The sequence below is a fragment of the Clostridium aciditolerans genome, assembly GCF_016316925.1.
GTDB classification, from domain to species: Bacteria; Bacillota; Clostridia; order Clostridiales; family Clostridiaceae; genus Clostridium_AM; species Clostridium_AM aciditolerans.
In genome coordinates this window covers 24,365-48,264 of sequence record NZ_JAEEGB010000019.1, presented here as the reverse complement: position 1 = coordinate 48,264, position 23,900 = coordinate 24,365, and the positions used below count along the sequence as shown (strand labels likewise).

22 protein-coding genes are annotated in these 23,900 nt (G+C 30.7%); 16 read left to right on the top strand and 6 right to left on the bottom strand.

All coding sequences use genetic code 11. The features are described from left to right. Positions 1-425 precede the first annotated feature (425 nt). The 3 genes from I6U51_RS16085 to I6U51_RS16075 all read left to right on the top strand — a co-directional run bounded on the left by I6U51_RS16085 (position 426) and on the right by I6U51_RS16075 (position 5,290). On the top strand, positions 426-3,503 hold the full coding sequence (locus I6U51_RS16085) for an efflux RND transporter permease subunit (RefSeq protein WP_211143610.1): 3,078 nt from the start codon (positions 426-428) through the stop codon (positions 3,501-3,503). Continuing rightward, positions 3,493-4,743 carry an efflux RND transporter periplasmic adaptor subunit gene (locus I6U51_RS16080; protein WP_211143609.1) on the top strand — a complete coding sequence of 417 codons (1,251 nt, stop codon included), beginning with the start codon at positions 3,493-3,495 and terminating at the stop codon, positions 4,741-4,743. Before I6U51_RS16085 ends, I6U51_RS16080 begins: the two co-directional genes overlap by 11 nt. A gap of 106 nt (positions 4,744-4,849) precedes the next feature. Further along, positions 4,850-5,290 carry a MarR family winged helix-turn-helix transcriptional regulator gene (locus tag I6U51_RS16075; protein WP_211143608.1) on the top strand — a complete coding sequence of 147 codons (441 nt, stop codon included), beginning with the start codon at positions 4,850-4,852 and terminating at the stop codon, positions 5,288-5,290. A gap of 122 nt (positions 5,291-5,412) precedes the next feature. Here I6U51_RS16075 and I6U51_RS16070 read toward each other — a convergent pair whose 3' ends face one another. Beyond that, entirely contained in the window at positions 5,413-5,838 is a 426-nt protein-coding gene (locus I6U51_RS16070; protein WP_211143607.1) for a MarR family winged helix-turn-helix transcriptional regulator, read from the bottom strand. A 393-nt stretch (positions 5,839-6,231) separates the two neighbouring features. On the opposite strand from I6U51_RS16070, the gene I6U51_RS16065 reads away from it, so the two are divergent. From I6U51_RS16065 to I6U51_RS16030, 8 genes are all read left to right on the top strand, one after another. Then, a complete protein-coding gene (locus tag I6U51_RS16065) occupies positions 6,232-7,044 on the top strand; it encodes a histidinol-phosphatase HisJ family protein (protein WP_211143606.1) in 813 nt (270 codons plus the stop codon). Between the two features lie 31 nt (positions 7,045-7,075). Beyond that, positions 7,076-8,170, top strand: coding sequence for an ABC transporter substrate-binding protein (locus I6U51_RS16060; protein WP_211143605.1), 1,095 nt, complete (start codon positions 7,076-7,078; stop codon positions 8,168-8,170). 77 nt (positions 8,171-8,247) lie between these two features. Beyond that, on the top strand, positions 8,248-9,093 hold the full coding sequence (locus tag I6U51_RS16055; RefSeq protein ID WP_211143604.1) for an ABC transporter permease: 846 nt from the start codon (positions 8,248-8,250) through the stop codon (positions 9,091-9,093). 4 nt (positions 9,094-9,097) lie between these two features. Then, a complete protein-coding gene (locus I6U51_RS16050; RefSeq protein WP_211143603.1) occupies positions 9,098-9,889 on the top strand; it encodes an ABC transporter permease in 792 nt (263 codons plus the stop codon). A 12-nt stretch (positions 9,890-9,901) separates the two neighbouring features. Beyond that, positions 9,902-10,927, top strand: a complete 1,026-nt coding sequence (locus tag I6U51_RS16045; protein ID WP_211143602.1) for an ABC transporter ATP-binding protein — start codon at positions 9,902-9,904, stop codon at positions 10,925-10,927. Positions 10,928-10,958: 31 nt separating this feature from the next. Then, complete coding sequence (locus I6U51_RS16040) at positions 10,959-11,771, top strand: alkaline phosphatase family protein (protein WP_211143601.1); 813 nt, start codon at positions 10,959-10,961, stop codon at positions 11,769-11,771. Positions 11,772-11,875: 104 nt separating this feature from the next. Then, complete coding sequence (locus tag I6U51_RS16035; RefSeq protein ID WP_211143600.1) at positions 11,876-12,658, top strand: DeoR/GlpR family DNA-binding transcription regulator; 783 nt, start codon at positions 11,876-11,878, stop codon at positions 12,656-12,658. Positions 12,659-12,702: 44 nt separating this feature from the next. After that, positions 12,703-13,128 carry an EamA family transporter gene (locus I6U51_RS16030; protein WP_246517387.1) on the top strand — a complete coding sequence of 142 codons (426 nt, stop codon included), beginning with the start codon at positions 12,703-12,705 and terminating at the stop codon, positions 13,126-13,128. 122 nt (positions 13,129-13,250) lie between these two features. On the opposite strand, the gene I6U51_RS16025 is transcribed toward I6U51_RS16030, so the two are convergent. The 3 genes from I6U51_RS16025 to I6U51_RS16015 form a co-directional block, all read right to left on the bottom strand. Beyond that, positions 13,251-13,940 (bottom strand): YjjG family noncanonical pyrimidine nucleotidase, encoded by a 690-nt coding sequence (locus I6U51_RS16025; RefSeq protein WP_211143599.1) that lies wholly within the window; start codon positions 13,938-13,940, stop codon positions 13,251-13,253. A 90-nt stretch (positions 13,941-14,030) separates the two neighbouring features. Then, positions 14,031-14,495, bottom strand: coding sequence for a DMT family transporter (locus tag I6U51_RS16020; RefSeq protein ID WP_211143598.1), 465 nt, complete (start codon positions 14,493-14,495; stop codon positions 14,031-14,033). Positions 14,496-14,584: 89 nt separating this feature from the next. After that, positions 14,585-15,007 (bottom strand): DMT family transporter, encoded by a 423-nt coding sequence (locus I6U51_RS16015; RefSeq protein ID WP_211143597.1) that lies wholly within the window; start codon positions 15,005-15,007, stop codon positions 14,585-14,587. 94 nt (positions 15,008-15,101) lie between these two features. Between I6U51_RS16015 and I6U51_RS16010 the strand changes: the two genes are divergently transcribed. Further along, positions 15,102-15,791: a Crp/Fnr family transcriptional regulator gene (locus I6U51_RS16010; protein WP_211143596.1), complete on the top strand. Its 690-nt coding sequence runs from the start codon at positions 15,102-15,104 to the stop codon at positions 15,789-15,791. A gap of 66 nt (positions 15,792-15,857) precedes the next feature. Here I6U51_RS16010 and I6U51_RS16005 read toward each other — a convergent pair whose 3' ends face one another. Both I6U51_RS16005 and I6U51_RS16000 read right to left on the bottom strand, forming a co-directional pair. Then, the gene (locus I6U51_RS16005; protein ID WP_211143595.1) at positions 15,858-17,411 is read right to left on the bottom strand and encodes a sensor histidine kinase; all 1,554 of its coding nucleotides are present in this window, start codon (positions 17,409-17,411) and stop codon (positions 15,858-15,860) included. After that, entirely contained in the window at positions 17,411-18,097 is a 687-nt protein-coding gene (locus I6U51_RS16000) for a response regulator transcription factor (RefSeq protein WP_211143594.1), read from the bottom strand. Before I6U51_RS16000 ends, I6U51_RS16005 begins: the two co-directional genes overlap by 1 nt. A gap of 442 nt (positions 18,098-18,539) precedes the next feature. Between I6U51_RS16000 and I6U51_RS15995 the strand changes: the two genes are divergently transcribed. The 4 genes from I6U51_RS15995 to galT all read left to right on the top strand — a co-directional run bounded on the left by I6U51_RS15995 (position 18,540) and on the right by galT (position 23,868). Beyond that, entirely contained in the window at positions 18,540-19,841 is a 1,302-nt protein-coding gene (locus I6U51_RS15995) for an FMN-binding protein (RefSeq protein ID WP_211143593.1), read from the top strand. Between the two features lie 301 nt (positions 19,842-20,142). After that, complete coding sequence (locus I6U51_RS15990; protein ID WP_211143592.1) at positions 20,143-21,309, top strand: galactokinase; 1,167 nt, start codon at positions 20,143-20,145, stop codon at positions 21,307-21,309. Between the two features lie 20 nt (positions 21,310-21,329). Then, a complete protein-coding gene (gene galE, locus I6U51_RS15985) occupies positions 21,330-22,319 on the top strand; it encodes a UDP-glucose 4-epimerase GalE (RefSeq protein ID WP_211143591.1) in 990 nt (329 codons plus the stop codon). Positions 22,320-22,353: 34 nt separating this feature from the next. Further along, the gene (gene galT / locus I6U51_RS15980; RefSeq protein ID WP_211143590.1) at positions 22,354-23,868 is read left to right on the top strand and encodes a UDP-glucose--hexose-1-phosphate uridylyltransferase; all 1,515 of its coding nucleotides are present in this window, start codon (positions 22,354-22,356) and stop codon (positions 23,866-23,868) included. Positions 23,869-23,900 lie beyond the last annotated feature (32 nt).

Below are 23,900 nucleotides of genomic sequence, written 5' to 3'. Positions count from 1 at the left end.
ATTAATATGTTTGTTTTTTGATGTAAGATGTATAAAAACTCCTAGGAGAATAAATAAGCTAAATAATAAAACTATTGTAATTGTAATCTTTTTCTTTAAATTAATCATTTTTTCTTCTGTTCATCTCCTAAGTTAGGAGATACTCCATTTATTATTTTTAGTAATCATTTATATAACTAAATATTTTTCAATTTTAATTATACATCAAATATTTTTTTCTTTCAGCTTTAATTTTTTAGAAATAATAAAAAAACATTTTAGTATTATTTACTAAAAAAACTATTGATTTCTACATGGCATGATATTATAATTTAACACATATTAATATTTAATATATGTTAAATATTAATATGTGTTAAAATGTAATATATGTTAAATTGTAACATGAGTTAAACATTAATAAAATTTATGCTAGGAGGATAAAAATGAAGATAACTGAAATATCAGTGAAAAGGCCAGCCGCAATGTGGATGGTAGTAATTTTGCTAATTGCACTGGGTGTTTTTGGATATACAAAAATGGGAGCAAATTTACTACCATCTATGAATACTCCTGTTATAACAATCAGCACAATTTATAGCGGTGCTAGTGCTGATGATATTAAAAAGGATATTGTAAAACCTATTGAAGATGCAGTATCAGGAATAAGCGGTCTTGATACAATTAATTCCACTGCAAAAGAAGGTTATGGTACCGTTACAGTAGTTTTTAAATCCAGTACTAATTTAGATACTGCATACCTAGATGTTCAAAAAGCAGTTGATAATGCTTCAGCAAAGATTCCTAAAGATGCTAACAAGCCTGTTATATTTAAGATGGATACTAATGCTATACCAATTTTAGCAATTTCTCTAAATGGTAATGTCAGCTATGATGAACTTTATAATGAATCTGATATCTTAAAACAGAAATTACAGAAAATACCTGGTGTCGGAAAAATAGACTTAATGGGTGCTGATAAAAAGGAATTAACAATAAAGCTCGATAAAACTGCTATGGAGTATTATGGCATAAGTATTAATACTGTAATAGGTAAATTAAACTCAGTTAACCTAAATGTACCTGCTGGTGAAATTAAGCAGGACAATCTGGACCAATCCGTAAGGGTTATTGGACAATTTCACAGTATAGATGATGTTAAAAATATGTTAGTACCTACATCAAAGGGTGGTACCATACGTTTGGATGAAATCTCAAAAATAAGTTTAGAGGCTCCAGATGCAACTACACAGATAAGGTTTAATGGCAAGAAAACTATGGCAGTTGTTGTTGGAAAACAAAGTGATGCCAATGTAGTAGAAGTAGCAAATAGTGTAAAAAAGGAATTAGAATCAATTAAAAAGACTATTCCAAATGATATTAAAGTTGATATTGCCTTTGATACTACTACCTTTATTACTTCTTCATTAAAACAAGTGCAACATAATCTTATAGAGGGAATTATAACTACTGCAATTGTGCTTTACTTATTTTTCCGTAGTTTCCGGTCTTCTTTAGTTGTTTTAGTTGCTATACCTACATCTCTTATAGCTACTTTCTTTATGATGTACAAGCTTAACTTTACTCTTAATATGCTGTCACTTATGGGACTATCCTTAGTTGTAGGTACACTGGTAGACGATTCTATCGTTGTAATAGAAAGTATTCAAAGACACTTGGCTTTAGGTAAGAATCCTATGACTGCAGCTATTGATGGGCGTAATGAAGTTGGAATGGCTGCTGTGGCTATAAGTCTTTGTGACATAGTTGTATTTGCTCCTATTTCGCTTATGTCTGGTATGGTAGGAGAGTTATTTAAAGAATTTGGACTTACCATAGTTGTGGCTACAATATTTTCACTTTTAGTATCATTTACAATTACACCAATGCTTTCATCACGTGTACTAAAGAGAGAAAATAAAGAAAAGGAATTTAAAAAAGATGGCTTTTTTAACAAAGCCCTAGAAAAATATAAAGCTGCTCTCATATGGTCTCTAGAACATAGGGGAAAGGTTTTATCTGCTGTTATTATATGTATTGTACTCAGTGTTGCTCTTATTCCAATGGGAATATTAAAGTCTGAATTTATACCTGTAGCTGACCAAGGCAGTTTTACTATTGATATTTCCCTTACTCCAGGCTCCACCTTAAAGCAAACAGATGGAAAAATTACTGAAGTTGAAAAATATCTGAAGGATATGAAAGAAGTAAAAAGTTACTTTTCAATAATTGGATCAAACAGTCAAGGAAGTGCGGATAAGGCTACAGCTCAAATTATGGTTAATCTAGTGACTAAAAATGAACGTAAAAAAACTCAATCAGAGCTTGCAGCACAAGTTCGTGACTTTGGTAAAAAGATGACTGGAGTGGATTTTACTGTAACAGAATCTCAATCTGGTGGTGGAAGTAGTAAACCTGTTTCTATTAGTATTAAAGGAGATAACCAGGAGACCTTAGAAGCTTTGTCAAAAGAAGTTGAGAAGGTAGTAAGAACAGTTCCTGGAGTTATTGATGTAAGCAACTCTTCCAGTATAAAAAGCAGTGAACTAAGAGTAAACATAGATAGTCTAGCAGCTGCGCAATATGGCATTGCTACATCTGATATAGGAAGCTCCGTTAGAACTGCTTTAGCAGGCACTAAAACAGGAGTGTATAGGGCAAATAATGAAGAAAATGATATAACACTTAAGTTTATGGATGGTCAGATAAGAAGTGCTGAAGACATTAAAGCTATAAAAATTTCAAATCAATCTGGGCAACAAATACCGTTAAGCCAGGTTGCCTCAGTTGTAAAAGCAGACAGTCAACCATCACTATCTAGAGAAGATAAACAGGATGTTGTTACTATAAGCGCAAATCTACAAGGTAGAGTTCTTGGGGAAGTAACTAATGATATAAAATCTAAATTAAAGTCTCTATCTTTGCCTACAGGCTATAGCATAAGCTATGGTGGAACTCAAAAGAATATGGCAGAATCCTTTAGTTCTCTTGGATTAGCCTTAGGAGCTTCATTATGTCTTGTTTATATGATACTAGTAATACTTTATGAATCCTTCTTAACTCCAGCTATAAGAATGGTATCTCTGCCTTGTGCTATAATAGGTGCCTTTGGTTTACTAGCATTAACAGGACAAACTTTAAATCTTATGTCAATGATTGGTTTAATAATGCTTGAAGGTTTATCATCTAAAAATGGTACTTTATTAATAGATTATACAAACACCTTAATGAAAAAAGGAATGAATTTAAAAGATGCCCTTATTGAGTCTGGTGTTACTAGATTAAGGCCTATAATAATGACAAGTGCAACAATGATAGTTTCAATGCTTCCTGTTGCATTATCTATGGGTGAAGGAAGTGAAATGAAACAAGGTATGGCTATAGTGATAATTGGTGGTATGGTAGCATCAACTATACTTTCGCCAATAGTAATACCTGTAGTTTATACGTTGATGGATGACTTAAATAGACTTGTATTTAAGAAAAAAAGAAATGCCAAGGGGGTTACACAGTATGAAGCTTAATGGCTTAAATAAAAAGAACTTAATAATAGGTGTTGTTTTAATACTTATTATTTTTGGATGTACTTCTATTTTTGGTAAAACCAAAAAAGTAGAAGAAAAGCAAGAGGTTAAAAATGTAAAAGTAGCAAAAGTAGCTGTTGGCTCAATATCTACTGAAGTAGAGTATGCAAGTAAATTAAGTCCTGTGCAGGAGGTAACAATCTTTCCTAAAACCGGTGGAAAGGTTGCTAGTGTAAATGTAGATATAGGAGATAAGGTTACAGCAGGACAGGTATTATTTACACTAGATGACGCTGAACTTCAAGCACAGCTTCAATCTCAACAGGCAGCCTTAGCAGCCTCAAATGCTAATTTAGCTAGAACAAGTGATTCTGGACTTCAACAACAAATAACATCTTCACAGCAAGCTGTTGATAAGTCACAGATTGCTTATAATAACGCCAAAGATAACTATGATAAGATGCAAAAATTATATGATGCTGAGGCTATTTCTAAACAGGATTTAGATAATGCAAAACTAAGATACGATAACTCTTCTTTAGATTTAAAGGCCGCTCAAGACAACTTAAATCTTTTAATAGAAAAGTCTGGTCCACAATCTATACAAGCTGCAGCAGCACAGGTTGCACAAGCACAAGCAGGAGTAAATGCTGTACAGGTTCAATTAAATAATGCTTCCGTAACTTCACCTATTGCTGGAGTAGTATCCGCTAAAGATGTTAAGGCAGGTCAACTTGCTGGTGGTCAATCTGGCTCAGTTACTATAATAGACAGCAGCAGCTTTATTGCAGAGGTAAGTGTACCAGATACAGTAGTTGGAAAAGTTCAAATTGGACAGTCGGTACAAGTAACTATAAATGCATTAGACGGTAAGAAGGTAACTGGAGTGATAGATAAAATTAGTCCTAACTCTAACTCAAAAGATAACTCTTATCTTGTAAAAGTAAAAATTGATAACTCAAATGGCGAGTTAAAAGCTGGTATGTTTGCTAAAGTATCTTTGCCAGCCGAAAGTAAGGATAATATCTTAACTGTTCCAAATGAAGCAGTTAAAATGGAGAACAATGTAAATTATCTTTATATAGCTGATAATGGAAAGGTTAAAAAATCATCTGTTGATGTTGGTATTTCCAATGAAAAAGTTACAGAGATAACTGGAAATATAAAAGAAGGCACAGATGTAATTATCGAAGGCCAAAACATACTAAGTAATGGAGACAAGATTACCGTAGCAAAATAAGTCTTTCAGCTATTAAATATCAATATCAAAATTTTTTAACAAAATGCGTTGATCTTATAATTATAAAGTCAACGCATTTTAAATCTAAGCTTTAGGAGGATGCTATATGTGTAAAGAATCTATTCATCTTTTATCTGAAAAATTACTTGCTGTTGGCCCAATAATAATAAAAAAAATTGCTAGGCTTGGCCTACCATCAAGCGGAATAATATCTATAAATCAATTAATGGTATTGGGAATACTTCAGGAAGAAGGAAGTTTATCAATTTCTGAAATATGTAGAAAACTTACTATTTCAAAGCCGCAAATGACAATTATTTTAGACAAACTAGCCAAAAATGGCCTTGTATATAGAATTTATAACGATAAGGATAGAAGAACCATAAACATTAATATTACCGAAAATGGTAATGAATATTGTAAAAACTTATCTGAAGTACTTAAGGAAAATCTAAGCCGTAAGCTTATAGCCTTATCTGAGGAGGATTTAACAACATTGTTAAACTCATTAGAAATTACGGAGTGTATACTAAAACGATTAGAGTAAAGAGCGGTTACGTCCCTGGATTCGTTCAACTAAGAATCAGGTGGGGGTTAAATGCCTAAATGGTATTTAACGGGCAAAGCCCAGGGTCGTAGACAAAACCCCATCTGATTCAAGTTTCCACTTCATATATCAATATTCTCCATTTTCTCATAAATTGTAGCTAAAGCTTCCAGTTCATTTAGCTCTAAATGTGAAAGATATCCCTTTATCATGCCACGACATTTTTCTTCGAATTTTCTTATCACTTCCCGACCTTCCTCGGTTATAGATAGTAGTACAGCTCTTCTATCATTATCATCATGACGGCGAGAAACCAGTCCATTATTAGCCAGTCTATCAATCATTGTTGTAACGGCACTTGGCTTCACTCCCATTTTTTCAGCTAAATCAGTAACTTTATGTGCTTCATTTTTTGCTAACAACTCTAACACTCTAAACTGAGTTTCAGTTACTCCAAACTCATCCACATTTCTAAGTCTTTCAGCAATTTTTGCACTTGTATTCAATAATGCCTTTTGTGCACGAGAAATGTAATCATCTTTATTCATTATAGGTATTTCCCCCTTTCGGGTACAGAGTATTATTTACTTTGAATAATATAATGAAGTGGATAAAAAGTCAAATTATTTCCTAATATATTCATCTGATTATAAACTCATATAGCAGAAAAAGCATGTAACTTATAATAAAAATGTTATGAGTGATACATGCTTTCTTTATTTTATTACAACTCTATCTTAACATTATATTCTTTTAAACAATTAAAACATACTATTTCTCTAGTAAAACTATATTGTTTTAGTGTTGATATTTATTTGAAAAACAACATTAAAACAAACAAATTAACACAAAACAAACATAGAGTAACATTTACATAATCTTGATTTAACAAATAGTTTTTATAATACAATTAGACAATGAATCTTAAGAGGAGGTAAATGATGAACATTATTCCTGACTACCATGTACATACAGAATTCTCAGGTGACTGTAATACACCAGCGGAGGAACTTGTAAGCAGAGCAATAGAACTAGGTTTAAAAGAAGTAATATTTACAGATCATGTAGATTTTGATTACCCAAGTAAAAAAATATTATTTGAAATAAACTTTGAAGAATACATAAAAAAAATTGAAAGCCTTAGAGATTACTATAAAAAAATTGATATTTTAATGGGAATTGAAATCGGGTATCAACCCAACTTACCACATTTAAATGATAGATATAATGAACTGTTAAATACATATCCCTTTGATTTCGTAATATGCTCAATGCATGCTTTCGAAGGTTTAGAACTTGATAAAGGTGGTTTATTTAGAGAAAACAGTCAGCAGGAAGGATATAAAATATATTTCGAAAATCTAAAGAAAACTGTTGAGAATTTTGATAACTGTGATGTATATGGACATTTAGATTTTGTAGTTAGATATGGTAATTTTAAAGACAAGATATTAAGATATGAAGATTATAAAGATATCATAGATGAGATATTGACAATAATAATAAGCAAGGGAAAAGGAATTGAACTTAATACCTCAGGATTAAGATATAAACTTAACTCTATGCATCCGAGCACGCAAATACTAAAAAGATATTATGAGCTTGGGGGAAGAATTATTACAGTAGGCTCAGATGCACATGTTGCAAAGGACTTATGTGCAGATTTTGATAAAGCAATAAAAGAACTTAAAGAAATTGGATTTAAAGAAATTACAACATTTAAGAACAGAAAACCAAGTTTTATAAAAATATAAATTTAATTATATATTTTAGGAGGGTCTTTTAATGAATATTAAAAAAGTTTTAACGGTATTATTTGCATCAACTATTATAGCTACTTCAATGGTTGGCTGTGGATCAAAGGTACAAGAAAGTGCAAACAAGCCAACACAACAAAATGTTAGTGTTGAAGAATTAACTAACTTAGCGAAGAAAGAAGGACAAGTTGTTAGTGTTGGTATGCCAGATAGTTGGGCAGACTGGAAGGATACATGGAATGACTTAAAAGTAAAATATTCACTTAATCATTCAGATACAGATTTATCAAGTGCTGAAGAGATTGCAAAATTTGACGCTGAAAAGAACAACGCTACAGCTGATATTGGTGACATGGGTGCAGCGTTTGCTCCTATAGCAGTAGAAAAAGGGGTAGCACAACCATATAAGACTTCACACTGGAACAGTGTACCTGATTGGGCAAAGGACAAAGATGGTAACTGGATGGTAGCTTATACAGGAACAATGGCTATTTTAACAAATAAAGATTTAGTTAAAAACCCTCCAAAATCTTTCCATGATATTTTAAATGGAGATTATAAAGTAACTATAGATGACGTAGCTGGTGGTAATCAATCACAAATGGCTGTTTTAGCAGCTGCTAGAGCTTTTGGCGGAGATGAAAATAATATTCAACCAGGTCTTGATTTCTTTGCAAAACTTGCTAAGCAGGGAAGATTGGTTATTAATAAAAATGATTTAGCAAGTGTTGAAAAAGGAGAAGTTCAAGTTACTCTAGTATGGGATTTTAATGGATTAGGTTATAGAGATAAGATTGATGCAAAGAGATTTGATGTATGTATTCCACAAGAAGGAAGTATTCGTACAGGATATACAACTATAATAAATAAATATGCTCCACATCCTAATGCTGCAAAGTTAACTCGTGAATATATTTTCAGTGATGAAGGACAAATTAACTTAGCAAAAGGATATGCTAAACCTGTTAGAACAGATGTTAAACTTCCAGATGATGTTAAAGCAAAGTTATTACCAGATGATCAATATAAAAATGTTAAATCAGTAGACTATAATGCATGGAACAAAACAAAAACAACTCTTCCACAATTATGGCAAGAGCAAGTTTTAGTTAATATAAAATAGTTATCTTACATAGGTAATAAAAGATTAAATCTTTTATTACCTAAACCATATTTACTCTATCAGAAAGAGGTAATTAAATGTATAAAAATAAAAAAACATTATTGTTTATAGTACAAGCCTTAGTACCTTTTGCAGTAGTAACTTTATTATTTTTGTTATTACCAAGTATTATGATGATTTTAGACAGTTTTAAAAGCAGCAGTGGCAGCTTTACTTTAGAAAACTATAAAACTGCACTTACAAATGCCTTTTATTTAAAAGGGATAACTAATAGTATCCAAATATCCTTAATTTCTAGTTTTATTGGAATTATAATTGCTTTAATATGTGCTTATTCTATTTCCAAGTTAAGTGAAAAGGGACAAAATCGTATTATCACAATTTTAAATATGACTTCAAATTATTCAGGGGTTCCTTTAGCTTTTGGATATATTATACTTCTTGGAAACACAGGTATGTTTATTCTATTATTTAAGCATTTAGGATTAAATGCATTAAGTAGTTTTAATATATATTCATGGATCGGACTTGTTATTGTCTACATATATTTTCAAATACCTCTAGCTATAATGCTTTTATATCCATCATTTTTAGGCATAAAAAAAGAATGGAGACAATCAGCAATGTTATTAGGTGCAAACTCATCTCAATTCTGGGCTAAAATCGGAATACCAGTATTACTTCCAAGCATAGTTGGAACTTTAAGTATTTTATTTGCCAATGCCATGGGTGCTTATTCAACTGCTTATGCATTAGTAGGAAGGAATTATAATTTGCTAACTATAAGAATCGGTTCCTTAGTAGTTGGTGATATTATGCCTAATCCTGAGCTTGCTGGAGCGCTAGCAGTAATACTCGGAATAACTACAATAAGCGCCATGATGATAAATGAAAAAATGAGTAAATACATTAGGAGAGGATAACATTATGAAAAAGAAAAGTTGGTTGCATTATGTAATAATAGGATTACTTATACTCTATCTTGTAACTCCTATAATAGCAACCTTTGCATATTCGATTGCAACTGAATGGTATAAAACAATATTACCTCCAGCATATACTTTAAACTGGTATAAAAGTTTATTTTCTGATACAAGATTCTGGTATGCTATGGGGCGTTCCTTATTTGTCTCTATAGTTCCAATAATAATCAGCTTGATTGCTATATTGTTAGCACTTTTTGTAATAACAGTGTATTTACCAAAGTATGAAAAGATATTACAAACTATTGTATTATTACCTTATGTAATTCCAGGAGTAGTGCTTTCAATTGCATTGATTAAATTATATTTCAATACTCTTGGTAATTCAGTATGGATGCTTATATTTGCTTATTCAGTATTTATACTTCCATTTATGTATCAGGGAATTAGAAATAGTTTAAGAAATATAAATGTTAAACAATTAGTTGAAGCCTGTGAGTTATTAGGAGCAACAAAGATACAAGCATTTACAAAAGTAGTTGTTGCAAATATTTTACCAGGAATAAAAGTTTCGATTTTATTATCCTTTTCAACATTGTTTGGTGAATTTGCATTAGTAAATCTTCTTATTGGCGGACGTTATGAAACAATACAAATAATGCTATATAAAATGCTTAGGGAATCTGGTCATATTGCAAGTGCACTGGTTACCACATATTTTATAATCGTCTTAGTAATTTCTTATATTGCATTAAATTTAAGTAAAAGTATAGAAGTGAAAAAAGTACAAAAATAGAGGTGGAATAAAATGAGTTATTTAGTTATAAAGGATGTTGAAAAGAGTTTTGGAGATTTAAAGGTATTAAAGAAAACTTCATTAAGTATTGAAAAAGGAAAATTAATCACACTGTTAGGTCCAAGTGGAAGTGGTAAAAGTACGCTTTTAAAAAGCATTGCTGGACTAGAGAGCATAGATTGTGGATCCATCATGGTTGATGGAGTAGATATAACAAACATGGAACCAAGAAAAAGAGATGTAGGAATGGTATTTCAACAGTACGTTCTTTTCCCTAATATGAATGTTTATGAAAACATAGCTTTTGGATTAAAGCTAAGAAAAATGAGCAAAAATGATATAGATAAAAAAGTTAAAGAAGCTTTAAGTTTAGTAGAGTTAGAAAATAAAATGCATGCATATCCTCATGAACTGTCAGGCGGTCAGCAGCAGCGTGTTGCTTTAGCACGTTCTATAATATTAGAACCTAAAATATTACTATTCGATGAGCCACTTAGTGCATTAGATAGAAAGATAAGAAAAAATTTACAAATGCAAATTAAAAAAATACAAAGAGAGCTGGATATAACAAGTGTATTTGTAACACATGACCAAGAAGAAGCGATGATTATTTCTGATGAAGTGTATGTAATGAATAATGGAATCATTGAACAAAGCGGTACGCCTAAAGAAATATACAATAATCCTAAAACTTCATTTGTAGCAAGATTTATAGGAACTTATAATGTGCTTAATAAAAATGAATTTGAACAACATTTTAAGATTGGAATAAATACTAATGAAGTTGCAATAAGACCTGAAGTGATACAAATAACAAAAGAAGAACTTGGAGAAGAAGCTGAATATAAATTAAAAGGCTGTGAAGTAACGGATGTTTCAGTAATAGGAAACATAATAAGATATGAAGCTAGAAAAGATGATCTTATTATGAATATAGATGCTATTAATAATGATATTAAAGGCAGTGAAGATATAAAATTAGGAGATAAAGTAAATATATTTGTACCTAAGAAGCAATGTATTTTTCTTTCAGCATAAATGAAGTGAAAAGAGATGAGTGGAGGTCACAATGAATAAGTTAATATTGGTAGTGCTAGATGGATTAAATTATGAGACAGGTAAATCTAGAATGGGATTTATGAATCATCTTGTAGAAATGAAAAAAGCTCAATTTTATAAGGTAGTATCAGCTCTTCCCAGTATGTCTAGACCTTTATATGAGACTATATTAACTGGGACAAACCCCATAGAGCATGGTATTACCAACAACAATATAAATAGAAGGTCTAAAGAAGAGAGTATATTTAGTATAGCAAAAAAGGCAGGATTAAAAACAGGTGCAGCTGCATACCACTGGGTAAGCGAGCTTTATAACAAATCCCCATTCGATTATATAGAAGATAGGATTCAAAATGATCCAACAAAGAATATCCAAAATGGTATGTTTTACTTTGATGATGCCTATCCAGATAGTCATTTATTTTTAGATGCAGAATATATAAGAAAAACTTATGATCCAAGCTTTTTGTTAATACATCCTATGAATATCGATTTAGCTGGACACTTATATTCTAGTGATTCTAAAGAATATAGGAAAAAAGCGATAGAAGTTGATACTGTATTAGCAAATCATATTCCCATATGGATGAGAGAAGGATACCATATTATTGTCACAGCTGATCATGGCATGAACAAAGATTATACTCATGGAGGAATAGAAGATGATGAAAGGCATGTTCCTATGTGGACTATAGGAGAGCAATTTATTGATGCCGATTGCTCTGAGGTTAATCAATTAATAATTGCGCCAACGATATGCAGAATACTAGGGGTAGCTCCTAGTGAAAAAATGTTAAAGGAAAAGTTCATAGGACTAAAATAATCTTTGTATAAACTAAAAAAAGAGCAATAGGCATAGCAAATATATTAAGGTATAATGTAGCTGTGAAGAAATAAACTTAAAAATATTGGATAAAGGTGATTAACTTGACAGTTTTTTTAGATGAAAGAAAAAATCTTATATTGTATGAATTGGACAATTACGGCAAAGTATCCGTTACTCAGCTTGCAAAAAAGTTTGGAGTTACTACAGAAACTATTAGAAGGGATTTAGATGCTTTAGAGGCGGAATATAAATTAAAAAGAACACATGGTGGAGCAATAAAAATCTCATTTGATAAACGTGAACCTTCTCATATTCAAAAAAAAGATGTATATAGAGAGGAAAAACAAAGAATAGGGAATAAAGCAGCGAGTTTAATAAATGATAACGACGTAATAGCTATAGATGCGGGAACTACAACTTGTGAAATACTTTATCATATAAAAAATAAGAAAAATATAACGATTTTGCTTAATACAGTAGCAGGACTAAATATAATGATAGACTTAAAAAATAAAGGAATTTTTGATGGTAAGATAATTTTTCTAGGCGGAGAAATAAATGCGGATCAATTATCATGTTATGGACCTATAAGTGAAAATCTTTTAAATAACTTTTATGTAGATAAGGCCTTTATTGGAGTTGGAGGAGTAAGTCTGCAAAATGGACTAACTGGCTATGATGTAAATGAAGCAAATTTATCAAAAAAGATAATGGAAAACGCTAAGGAAGTTATTATAGTTGCTGACCATTCTAAAATAGGAGTAAGAAATTTTTACAAAATATCAGATATTGAGGATGTTGATGTAATAGTTTCTGATGTAGAAGCCCCTAATGAATGGAATAATAGTTTAAATGAATACGAAATTAAATGGATTAAAGCATAAAAATAATTAAAAGGCCATTAAGAAACATTTTTATTCAGAAGGGGATGGTAAAAATTTATTATTTTTCTATAATATTAGTAGTTTTCGCTAGTGTATTGTACAATATAAGTCAAAAGTCTATAGATGGGAGTGTAAATCCTTTCACATCAATGATTGTAACATATACAATAGCATTAATTCTTTCTTTTATTGCTATTATATTTTTTCCAGATAAAAATATAATAGGGTCATTTAAAGAGTTAAATTGGGCCAGTTATGCTCTTGGAGCTGCTATTTTTGTTTTGGAAATAGGATACTTATTAGTATATAGAAGTGGTTGGAGTATAAATATTGCACCACTTTTTGCAAATGTTGTTACAACTATTGTATTAATATTTTTTGGTGTATGTGTTTATAAACAACATCTATCTTTTACCAATGTAATAGGAATAATTGTAAGTATTATCGGGTTAATTATAATGAAAAAATAACTAGGGTCCTTGATTTTGAAGAGTTTGTAACATGTCGTGAAATAAGAAAAGCATGTAGGCTTTATAACAAAAGGTTATAATCCACATGCTTTGTTCTATTATAATTCTTCCTTAATTTATATCTATTTTTCAAGTATATCCTTAAGCTCCATCAAATTAGAAATCTCATAGGTAGGTTTTATCCCTGCTTTATTTACAATTTTATTAGGATTAAACCAGCAGGTATCTATACCAGAATTTATTCCGCCTTGTATATCAGAGGTTAAGCTATCCCCTACTATCAATACCTTGCTCTTGTCAGTATGCTTTATATTGTTTAAAGCATGTTCAAATATTTTAGGATCTGGTTTTGATACCTTGACTTCCTCAGATACTACTACATCCTCAAAGTATTTTGCTATAATAGATTTTCTTATTCTCTTATCCTGAACATCCTTAAGACCATTAGTAACTATAGTAAGTCTATAATCTTTATGAAGACTTTCTACAAGGTCTATACTATCATCATATAAAAAGGATGCATTAGCTAAATGCTTCATATATGATTTTGCAAATTCCACCTCATCAAATCCAGCATTTAAGCTATCTGATAATCTTTTAAATCTTTCAACCTTTAATTTTTCCTGAGTAATAAGTCCTTCCTCAAATTCTTTCCATATAGCTGTATTTATACCTTGGTATATTTTTAAATGATGATTTTCATCATATTCGATATCGAATTCAAGCATAGCATTTTTAAAAGCATCTCTTTCAGATTTCTTAAAATCAAATAAAGTATCATCTGCATCAAATATTATAATCTCGTATTTCATAATAATTCCCTCCATATAGTTAGCTTTTATAATTATAACATACATACTTTTTTATAAAAAAGCCTTGGATTACTGAATAATTTAAAGCTCTCAAACATTCTCACTTAGTTTAAGATTTTTTTGTGCATATTTATTGTCAACTTTTGCATTAATTATAAGTCCTATAAGAAATAATAACCCTCCTATTACTTTGCCCCTAGAAAAAATATCTAAGTATATATAATCTATAATCGCACTTGTAAGCATTTGACCTATAAAGCGGAGTATAACTATATATACCGCTGGCACTTTAGGAACTATAATGTTAAACAAATAAGTTGTTAAAACTCCTATAAGACCTCCTAAAAAATACGGTAGGGGAATAGCCCCTATAGACGAATAAGCTGGCATGGATTTTATCATAACAGCACAGAGCATAATAGAAGAAATAGTAGCCATTGAATAGTTTATAAAAACTCCATTTATCATACCTTCCCTTTGAGCAAGCTTTCCATTTAACATCATATTTATAACTATTGTTATTCCAGTTAGAAATGATAAGAATATATACAACATTTTTTCTCCCTCCATTCGGAACACTGGTGGAATAGACGGTTCCCATGGGTTAGTCTACTCGTTAAAGTCCATTTAAGACTTTAGACTCCTTACATAGTAATCATAAATATTATTCCAAGTGAAATTATTGAAAGTCCTAATATTTTTTCCTTCTTTATCTTATTAGCTGGCATTCCAAACAATCCTAAATGCTCCACAAAGCTAGACATTACTAGTTGTCCAAATAATCCTACGCCTACAGCAAGTGTTACACCTATTTTAGGTATAGATATATTGTTTAAAAGTATAGTTATAACACTTAGTATACCTGGCAGTAAAAATATAAGCGGTACTTCTTTTAAATTTGAAAGCTTATTTTTCTTTATTATTGATATAAATATAATCAATAATAATCCCAGTACGTGATATATTAATGTGCTCATATAAGGTCCTGTTATACTGGCTAGCATGCCGTTAAAAAAAACCATTATGGCAAGTATAACGCCATTTATGAGAGCTAGATTTTTATACATATATTAATTCCTCCTAAGATTTACAATGCTATATAAATAAAATATAATATTTATATAGGTTTGCACATGACATATGTCATGTGAAGGAGGATTTATGAAAAAAATTTCAGACAATAATCTTTTAAACCATTATATTGTTAAGCATAATATAGAAAACATACTTGATAAAGATATATTAAGGCATGCACAACTTCATTTTTATGAAAAAGAGGAATATATATTAGAAGCAGAGTCTAATCTTGAATATTACTATTTGCTTGTGGATGGGAAAATCAAAATTTCTTATCTTTTTGAAAATGGTAAGTCAATGCTTTTAAAGTTCTATAAAGACTTTAATACTATAGGAGACTTAGAGCTTTTAAAGAACATTCCTATACTTTGCAACATTGATGCTGTAGAAGATAGTTATTTGATAGCACTACCTTCAGATATACTTAGAAAAAAATATTTAAATAATATAAAGTTTTTACACCATTTAATAGACTCTTTAAGCGAAAAACTTTATGCAACTATTAATAATAGTTCGTACAACTTCGTATATCCGCTTATAAATAGATTATCTAGCTATTTAGTTGAGCATATAACAGATAAAAACTATATAGTTTTAAATTCATCATTTTTAGAAATAGCTCAATTCTTAGGAACAACCTATAGGCACTTGAATAGAACTTTTAAAGAGCTTGAATCAAAATCAATTATAAAATGTGAGGATAAAACAATATATATATTAGATGAGGATAGACTTCGAGAATTATCTAAAAATGTATATATAAAATCCCTGTAGTAGAAATATAATAAAGCATATGATTTATAACCAAATGTTATATAAATATCACATGCTTTTTTTATATTAACTTATTTGAGTTAAGTATATAGTAAAGACTGTACCTTTCCCCAATTCACTATTTACTTCAATCCTCCCGTTATGGGCATCTATTATAGATTTAACTATAGAAAGGCCTAATCCATAACCTCCGTGCTTACGAGATCTGTGGGTTTCACTTCTAAAAAATCTATCAAATATTTCATTTAGGTGTTCCTTAGGGATACCGGTTCCGTTATCTTTTATCTTTAGAACTGCAAAGTTATCTGAACCAATTTTTATGGAATTCGTACTAATGGTAATGACTCCATTTTTTTCATCAGTATGATGTACAGCATTTTGCACCAAGTTAAAAATCACTTGTTTTATCTGATTTCTATTAGCATTAATTAATAAATTATTTTCTAACTGTAAATCAATCTTTCTATCAGAAGCAAGTATTTGAAGTTGAGGATAAACTTCTTCAATAATATTTTCAATATCTTCTACATCCATTTCAACAGGAACTTTTTTTTCTAATTTAACTAAAAATAATAAATCATTAACTAACTTAGTGAGACGTTCACTCTCTATCAAAATGCTATTTAATGCTAAGTTTAGCTGATTCTCGTTTTTGGCGGCACCACGTAATAAGACTTCGACAAAGCCATGAATTGAAGTAAGGGGGGTTCTTAATTCATGAGAAGCATCAGAAATAAATTGTCTCATTTTTTCTTTAATATATTGTTCTTTTTCAAAAGAGGTTTCTATTCGTTCAAGCATAGTATTAAAAGCAGATGACAATCTATCAATTTCCAGTTGACCGGTTTCTGACGGTAAACGCATATTTAATTGTTCTACATCAATCTTAGCAACGGTATTAGTAACATTATGCAGCGGCTTTAGGGTATACTTAAAAACAGTTCCTCCAACAATACTACCTATAATTAATACTAATATTGAAGCTCCAATAAATATATATAGTTGATGGAAAAGTAGGTCCTGTACAGGTTTCGCTGAAATACTAATTTGAATTAAGCCTGAGGGCGAATTAAGATCTCCAATTTTACGCCAAGCAACTATTTGCAAATTTTTATTTTCATCTCTAATTAACCTATATCCCTCTAAAGTCCCATGTTGATGAAGTAGTTTTATATAATCATTTTGAGATAATTGGGGGATAGGGAGAGGGAGAGGAATAGGAATAGGATGAGGAGCAGGAACGCCAATTTCATCTGTACCTTCATTAGGTCCGATACCACCATGTCCCTTAAAATTTTCGACTTTAGAGGTACCTGCTATACGATTTCCGTTTCTATCTATAATTGCTACACTCATATTGACATCAACCATCTTTTCTATGATGGAGGATGCACTTTCTATAACAGCTTCTGGTGTTTGAATTTGCTGCAAGTTAGGTATTCCAGCATTATGAAAACGAGCGTCTAAAACCTGCTCTTTGCTATTATATAAATACTGCTTTAAAGTCATATATTGGTATGCTTCCATTATTACTAATAAGAGCATTAATATTAAAAAGAACCGAGATAATAGCTTCCATTGAAGACTATTAGTATTCAGTGAGCTTTTTAGTTTTTTCATTATATTACCACCTTATAGCCAACTCCACGTACAGTGCGGATAATATTATGTTCTTTGTCGCCAATTTTATCACGTAGATATCTTATATATACTTCAACAATATTAACTTCACCACTAAAATCAAATCCCCAAACCTTTTCAAGAATTGTAGACTTGCTTAAAACCAATCCATTATTAATAAGTAAATATTTAAGTAGATTATATTCAGTAGGGGTAAGCTCTAAATGATTTCCATGAAAAGATATTTCATGGGCGCCATCATCTATATTAAAATCTCCAACGCTAATTATATTAGTCAGGTCTGGAAAACTATTACGTAATCTGGCATTGATTCGAGCTAATAATTCCTTGAAACTAAAGGGTTTTACCATATAATCATCTGCACCTAAGTTTAAGCCTTTTACACGATCATCTATATCATCTCTGGCTGTAAGCATAATAATTGATGTCTTTATAGATCTTTTTATCTCAGAGCACACCTCATAACCGTTAATCCCTGGCAGCATAATATCTAGTATAACTATGTGTGGATTTAATTCTCTTGCAAGAGAAATAGCTTCATTTCCATCGAATGCAGTATGCACAGTAAATCCTTCTGCTTCTAATCCCATTTTAATAAATTCAACTATACTTTCTTCATCATCAACAACAAGAATATTAATTTGTTTCTCAAGTAATGAGGTCATAAAACTATCTCCTTTTTATATCTATTATGTACTGCGATATACTTATTTATTTTAATTGTTTTAATTAAAAACAATTAAAACATAAGCAGATGCTGAAAATCAACAATAACTTTTACATTCAACGACTTTAAAAATAAATATATTTATTTTAAATTCGGTAGATTTTAAATTTCTAAATTTAAGTTTTAAATTTGTTAACATCCTTCTCAGAATTCTTTAAGGTAACTCTCAGTTTAAATTAAGATAAGTCTTATATAATTTTTAATGTGGATAAAGAATGTGGATAAGTAATTGGGAGGTAAATTATGCTGTGGTTTAAAAGAAATGCTGAACAAGTTCCTATAATTAAAGATTTTATTTATGTTAACTAATAATTTGATAAAGAAGTATAACAAGAATTAATAATTTTTGTAGCAATCTAAGAAATATAGGGAGGATAAGGATGGCTAATTTAAATAGAAAGATATCTAAAATTCAAATAACAAGAATCGTTGTACAACTTTTAGGATTAATACTCCTTCCAGGAGCATTTATATTAGCGTTTAGTGAAATAAGAGATATATATTTAGCAATATTATCAGGAAAATTTAGCTTTTATCAAGTTATTCCTAAATTAGTAGAGGTAATTACTATAATACCTATTACTATTATACTTGGAAGATTTTTTTGTGGATGGTTATGTGCTTTTGGAACTTTTAATGATTTTATTTATATAATTTCAAATAAGGTATTTAAAATAAAGTTTAAAGTGAATGAAAAGTTGGATTCAATTTTAAAATTCTTGAAATATATTTTACTATTATTTATAGTCTACTTTATTTGGACTAAAGGGAGTACATTGTTTGAAACTTCTAGTCCATGGGATGCCTTTGCGCAAATACCTAACTTTAGTGACGCAATATCTCAATACACTATAGGTTTAATTTTTCTAGTATTTATAATAATAGGAGCAATGTTTATAGAGAGATTTTTCTGTAGATACCTATGCCCATTAGGAGCAGTTTTTGCAGTAACATCTAAAATTAGAATTTTTGATATTTTAAAGAAAAGGGATAAGTGCGGAAATTGCAGATTATGTACTAATAACTGTTCTATGGGTATACAAATGTATAAGCATAACAAGATAAAGAGTGGGGAATGTATAAATTGTTTTAAATGTATAGATGCATGTCCAAGAAAAAATACTAAAGCAGAAATATGTGGAGAACATGTTAGCCCAATGCTAGCGACCTGTGTTGCTATTGGAGGATTTACTGCATTGTATTCCGGAACTAATTTTGTAAGTAAGGACATGCCTACTGCATCAATATCTCAAAATACACAACGTCAGAATGTGAATGATTTACAAACAAATAATAATGAAAGCACATATAACTCAAATAATAATTCTATAGATAATAGTAATAATGTAAATAACTCAAGTAACAATAGTGTAACAACTAAAAATAGTTCATCTACAAACAATCAACAACAAAAATATAAGGACGGAGTTTATACCGGCATTGGTAGAGGATATAGACCTAATCTTGAAGTAGAAGTTACAATAAAAGATGGTAAAATAGAAGATATTCAAATAGCTTCAAATAATGAAACACCAAGATTTGCAGAGCAACCATTTTCTATAGTACCAAATGAAATAATTCAAGCTCAATCTACAAAGGTAGATGGAGTTTCTGGAGCTACTAGAAGTAGTAATGGAATTAAACAAGCAGTAGAGGATGCACTTAGCAAAGCTAAGATGTAGTAAATAAAGAATGCATGTGATACAAGGATAAATGTTACAAGTATCACATGTTTTTTTATTTTTCAATAAAGGGGGCCACTGTTATGAAAATATTGACAATTATTTAGTAAAAATTTTAGTAAAAATAATTGAATGTTTAGTAAAAAGATGATAAACTGAAGTTAGATATGGAAAAACTTTGATTTTTAATATTCAATATTTAATATTTAATTTTAAAGTTATAAAGCTATGTATATTAAGTCAGCAGGTATAGAGCAAGTTTCTAGCTATATATTTCTATGAAAATAGGGGGATGTGTATAATGAAGGATAAATTAATAATTGATTTTGGAAAAATTTTTGGTAATGGGTCAGGAACGGCAGTATATTTTGCACCGGGAAGAGTAAATCTTATAGGGGAGCATACTGATTACAATGGTGGGCATGTTTTTCCATGTGCATTAACTATTGGAACTTACGCTGTTGCGAGGATGAGAGAAGACAAGATAATTCGTGTATATTCAAAAAACTTTGAGGATACAGGAATAATAGAATTTAGCATAGATGAACTAGTAAAGAAAAAGGAACATGATTGGGCAAATTATCCTAAAGGAGTAGTTTGGGCATTTAGTCAGGAAGGTTTTTGTATAAATAAAGGTTTTGAAATATTATTTTATGGCAATATACCAAATGGGGCTGGGTTGTCATCTTCAGCGTCTATAGAATTAGTTACTTCAGTAATACTTAAGGATTTATACAAGTTTGATTTAGATATGATTGAAATGGTTAAATTAAGCAAGCTTGCTGAGAATAAATTTATCGGGGTAAACTGTGGAATAATGGATCAATTTGCTATAGGTATGGGTAAAGAAAATTGTGCAGTTTTACTAGATACTAACAATTTAAATTATACTTATGCTAGAATTAACTTAAAGGATGCATCTATAGTTATAGCTAATACTAATAAAATTAGAGGTCTTGCTGATTCAAAATACAATGAAAGAAGAAGTCAGTGTGAAGAAGCTTTAAAGGGCTTGCAGCAAAAACTAGAAATAAATTCATTAGGAGAGATAACAGAAGAAGAATTTAATAAACATAAGCATTTAATAAAGAATAGCATAAATATAAAACGTGCAAAACATGCAATATGTGAGAATCAAAGGACTATAAAAGCTGTTAAGGCTTTACAGGAGGAGGATATAGAAACATTCGGTTTATTAATGAATGCCTCTCATGTTTCCCTAAGAGATGATTATGAGGTTACAGGCGTAGAATTAGATACATTAGCAGAGATTGCTTGGAATCAAAAGGGAGTTGTAGGCTCACGTATGACAGGTGCTGGTTTTGGAGGATGTACAGTTAGCATAGTTAAAAATGACTATATAGATGATTTTATTAAAAATGTTGGAGAATCTTATGCTGAAAAAATAGGTTATGAAGCAAGTTTTTATGTTGTAAACATTGGAGATGGAGCAAGAAAGTTAAATTAAAGAAGAGAGGTTGAATTAAAATGAGTGTTTTAGTTTGTGGAGGAGCAGGTTATATAGGATCACATTGTGTTTATGAATTAATTTCTAGGGGCGAAGAGGTTGTTTTAGTTGATAACTTACAAACGGGCCACAAGAAGGCAATTCATCCGAAAGCAAAGTTTTATGAAGGAGATATAAGAGATTTTGATTTTTTAAATAATGTATTTAAGGAAAACCAAATAGATGCAGTAATACACTTTGCTGCTAATTCACTAGTGGGTGAGAGCATGCAAGTGCCTCTTAAATATTACAGCAATAATGTTCATGGTACTCAAATACTTTTGGAAGCTATGGTGGCGAATGATGTTAAGAAAATAGTTTTTTCATCAACAGCAGCTGTATATGGAGAACCGGAAAGTATTCCAATATTAGAAACAGATAGAACTAATCCTACAAATACCTACGGAGAAACAAAGCTTACTATGGAGAAAATGATGAAATGGGCAGATATTGCCCATGGAATAAAATATATATCCCTTCGTTATTTTAATGTGGCAGGTGCTCATGAAAATGGATTAATTGGAGAAGATCATAATCCTGAGACACATATCATACCACTTATTTTACAAGTTCCATTAGGGAAACGTGAAAAAATAATGGTATATGGTGATAACTATCCAACAAAGGATGGCACATGCATAAGGGATTATATACACGTAATAGACTTAATAGATGCGCATATATTAGCACTTGAAAAGCTAAGAGAGGGATATAACAGCGATGTATTTAACTTAGGAAGTGGCAGCGGTTTTACTGTTAAAGAAATGATTGATGCAGCAAGAAAGGTAACTGGACACGAAATCCCAGCTGAGATTGCAGAAAGACGTGCAGGTGACCCGGCAGTATTAATAGCATCCAGCGAAAAGGCTAGAAAGATTCTTGGGTGGGTGCCTAAATTTACAGATGTTGAGGAAGTAATTAAATCAGCATGGAACTTCCATAATACTCATAAAAATGGCTTTGAAGAATAAAAGGAGAGTAAGAACAGGGAAGAGGGGATTATTTATGGATATAAACATTTCTTATGAAATAGAGAGCTTGCTCCAATATGGTTTATATAAAAATTTGATTAGTGAAGAAGATGTGGTTTATACAAGAAATAGGATATTAGAAGTTTTAGCTATCAGTGATATAGAGAAGATGCAAGTAAAAGAACAAGTCCACGAATCCCCTGACCCAATACTTAAAAATATATTGAGTTGGTGCTTTGAAAAAGGTATTTTAGAGAGCAGAGGAGTAGTTTACGAAGATTTACTAGATACAAAGATTATGGGGTGCCTAATTCCGAGACCTTCTGAAATTATAGCGACCTTTAACCGGTTATATTTTGAAGATAAAAAGAAAGCCACAGATTACTACTATAATTTAAGTAAAAACTCTAATTATATTAGAAATGATAGGGTGAAAAAAGATTTAAAGTGGAAAACAACAACTGAATATGGAGATTTGGACATAACTATTAATTTATCCAAACCTGAGAAGGACCCTAAAGCTATTGCAGCTGCAAGAAATATGGTTTCTAGTTCATATCCAAAATGTTTACTATGCAAGGAAAATGAGGGGTACGCAGGAAGACTAAATCATCCTGCAAGACAAAATCATAGAATAATTCCTATAATCTTAAATAATGAAAAATGGTTTCTTCAGTATTCTCCCTATGTATACTATAATGAACACTGCATAATACTTAAAGACAATCATCATCCTATGAAAATTTCAAAAGAAACCTTTATAAGGCTATTGGATTTTGTAGAAAGATTTCCTCACTACTTCATTGGGTCAAATGCAGACCTACCAATTGTAGGAGGATCTATCTTATCTCATGATCACTTTCAAGGGGGAAACTATGAATTTGCTATGGCAAAAGCACAGGTTGAGAAAGAGTTTAGCATAGAAAAATTTAAAAACGTAAAGGCTGGAAAAGTTAAATGGCCTATGTCTGTTATTAGACTGGAGGCACAAGATAAAGAAAAGGTAATTGAAGCGGCATATCATATATATAAAGAGTGGGTGAATTACTCAGATGAAACAGTTGAAATATTGTCTAATACAGAGGAAATACCACATAACACAGTAACTCCTATTGCAAGAATGAAGGATGAAAGTTTTCAACTAGATTTAGTATTAAGGAACAATAGAACAATAGAAGAGTATCCAGAAGGAATCTTCCATCCTCATAAAGAACTACATCACATAAAGAAGGAGAATATAGGTCTAATAGAGGTTATGGGATTGGCAATCTTACCAGCTAGGTTAAAGTCTGAGCTTAAAGAGTTATCAAATTATCTAGTAAATACAAATGAGCTTGAACAAATCAATGGAAAGAAAGAACTGTTAAAGCATAAAGAATGGTGCAGAGAACTAATTAGTAAATACGGTAGTATAAATAGTGAACAGGTTGAGGAAATACTTCAAAGGGAAGTAGGCCTTAAATTTTTAAAGGTACTTGAACACGCTGGGGTCTTTAAAAGAACGGAACAAGGACAAAAGGCATTTGATAAATTTATCAACCTATTATAATTAATTTGTTTAACTTTTAAAATTGATAAGAA

Excerpts from the sequence above, each read along its gene's own strand:
- I6U51_RS16085 (WP_211143610.1), top strand. The coding sequence starts at position 426 with ATGAAGATAACTGAAATATCAGTGAAAAGGCCAGCCGCAATGTGGATG.
- I6U51_RS16080 (WP_211143609.1), top strand. The coding sequence starts at position 3,493 with ATGAAGCTTAATGGCTTAAATAAAAAGAACTTAATAATAGGTGTTGTT.
- I6U51_RS16075 (WP_211143608.1), top strand. The coding sequence starts at position 4,850 with ATGTGTAAAGAATCTATTCATCTTTTATCTGAAAAATTACTTGCTGTT.
- I6U51_RS16070 (WP_211143607.1), bottom strand. The coding sequence starts at position 5,838 with ATGAATAAAGATGATTACATTTCTCGTGCACAAAAGGCATTATTGAAT.
- I6U51_RS16065 (WP_211143606.1), top strand. The coding sequence starts at position 6,232 with ATGAACATTATTCCTGACTACCATGTACATACAGAATTCTCAGGTGAC.
- I6U51_RS16060 (WP_211143605.1), top strand. The coding sequence starts at position 7,076 with ATGAATATTAAAAAAGTTTTAACGGTATTATTTGCATCAACTATTATA.
- I6U51_RS16055 (WP_211143604.1), top strand. The coding sequence starts at position 8,248 with ATGTATAAAAATAAAAAAACATTATTGTTTATAGTACAAGCCTTAGTA.
- I6U51_RS16050 (WP_211143603.1), top strand. The coding sequence starts at position 9,098 with ATGAAAAAGAAAAGTTGGTTGCATTATGTAATAATAGGATTACTTATA.
- I6U51_RS16045 (WP_211143602.1), top strand. The coding sequence starts at position 9,902 with ATGAGTTATTTAGTTATAAAGGATGTTGAAAAGAGTTTTGGAGATTTA.
- I6U51_RS16040 (WP_211143601.1), top strand. The coding sequence starts at position 10,959 with ATGAATAAGTTAATATTGGTAGTGCTAGATGGATTAAATTATGAGACA.
- I6U51_RS16030 (WP_246517387.1), top strand. The coding sequence starts at position 12,703 with ATGGTAAAAATTTATTATTTTTCTATAATATTAGTAGTTTTCGCTAGT.
- I6U51_RS16025 (WP_211143599.1), bottom strand. The coding sequence starts at position 13,940 with ATGAAATACGAGATTATAATATTTGATGCAGATGATACTTTATTTGAT.
- I6U51_RS16020 (WP_211143598.1), bottom strand. The coding sequence starts at position 14,495 with ATGTTGTATATATTCTTATCATTTCTAACTGGAATAACAATAGTTATA.
- I6U51_RS16015 (WP_211143597.1), bottom strand. The coding sequence starts at position 15,007 with ATGTATAAAAATCTAGCTCTCATAAATGGCGTTATACTTGCCATAATG.
- I6U51_RS16010 (WP_211143596.1), top strand. The coding sequence starts at position 15,102 with ATGAAAAAAATTTCAGACAATAATCTTTTAAACCATTATATTGTTAAG.
- I6U51_RS16005 (WP_211143595.1), bottom strand. The coding sequence starts at position 17,411 with ATGAAAAAACTAAAAAGCTCACTGAATACTAATAGTCTTCAATGGAAG.
- I6U51_RS16000 (WP_211143594.1), bottom strand. The coding sequence starts at position 18,097 with ATGACCTCATTACTTGAGAAACAAATTAATATTCTTGTTGTTGATGAT.
- I6U51_RS15995 (WP_211143593.1), top strand. The coding sequence starts at position 18,540 with ATGGCTAATTTAAATAGAAAGATATCTAAAATTCAAATAACAAGAATC.
- I6U51_RS15990 (WP_211143592.1), top strand. The coding sequence starts at position 20,143 with ATGAAGGATAAATTAATAATTGATTTTGGAAAAATTTTTGGTAATGGG.
- galE (WP_211143591.1), top strand. The coding sequence starts at position 21,330 with ATGAGTGTTTTAGTTTGTGGAGGAGCAGGTTATATAGGATCACATTGT.
- galT (WP_211143590.1), top strand. The coding sequence starts at position 22,354 with ATGGATATAAACATTTCTTATGAAATAGAGAGCTTGCTCCAATATGGT.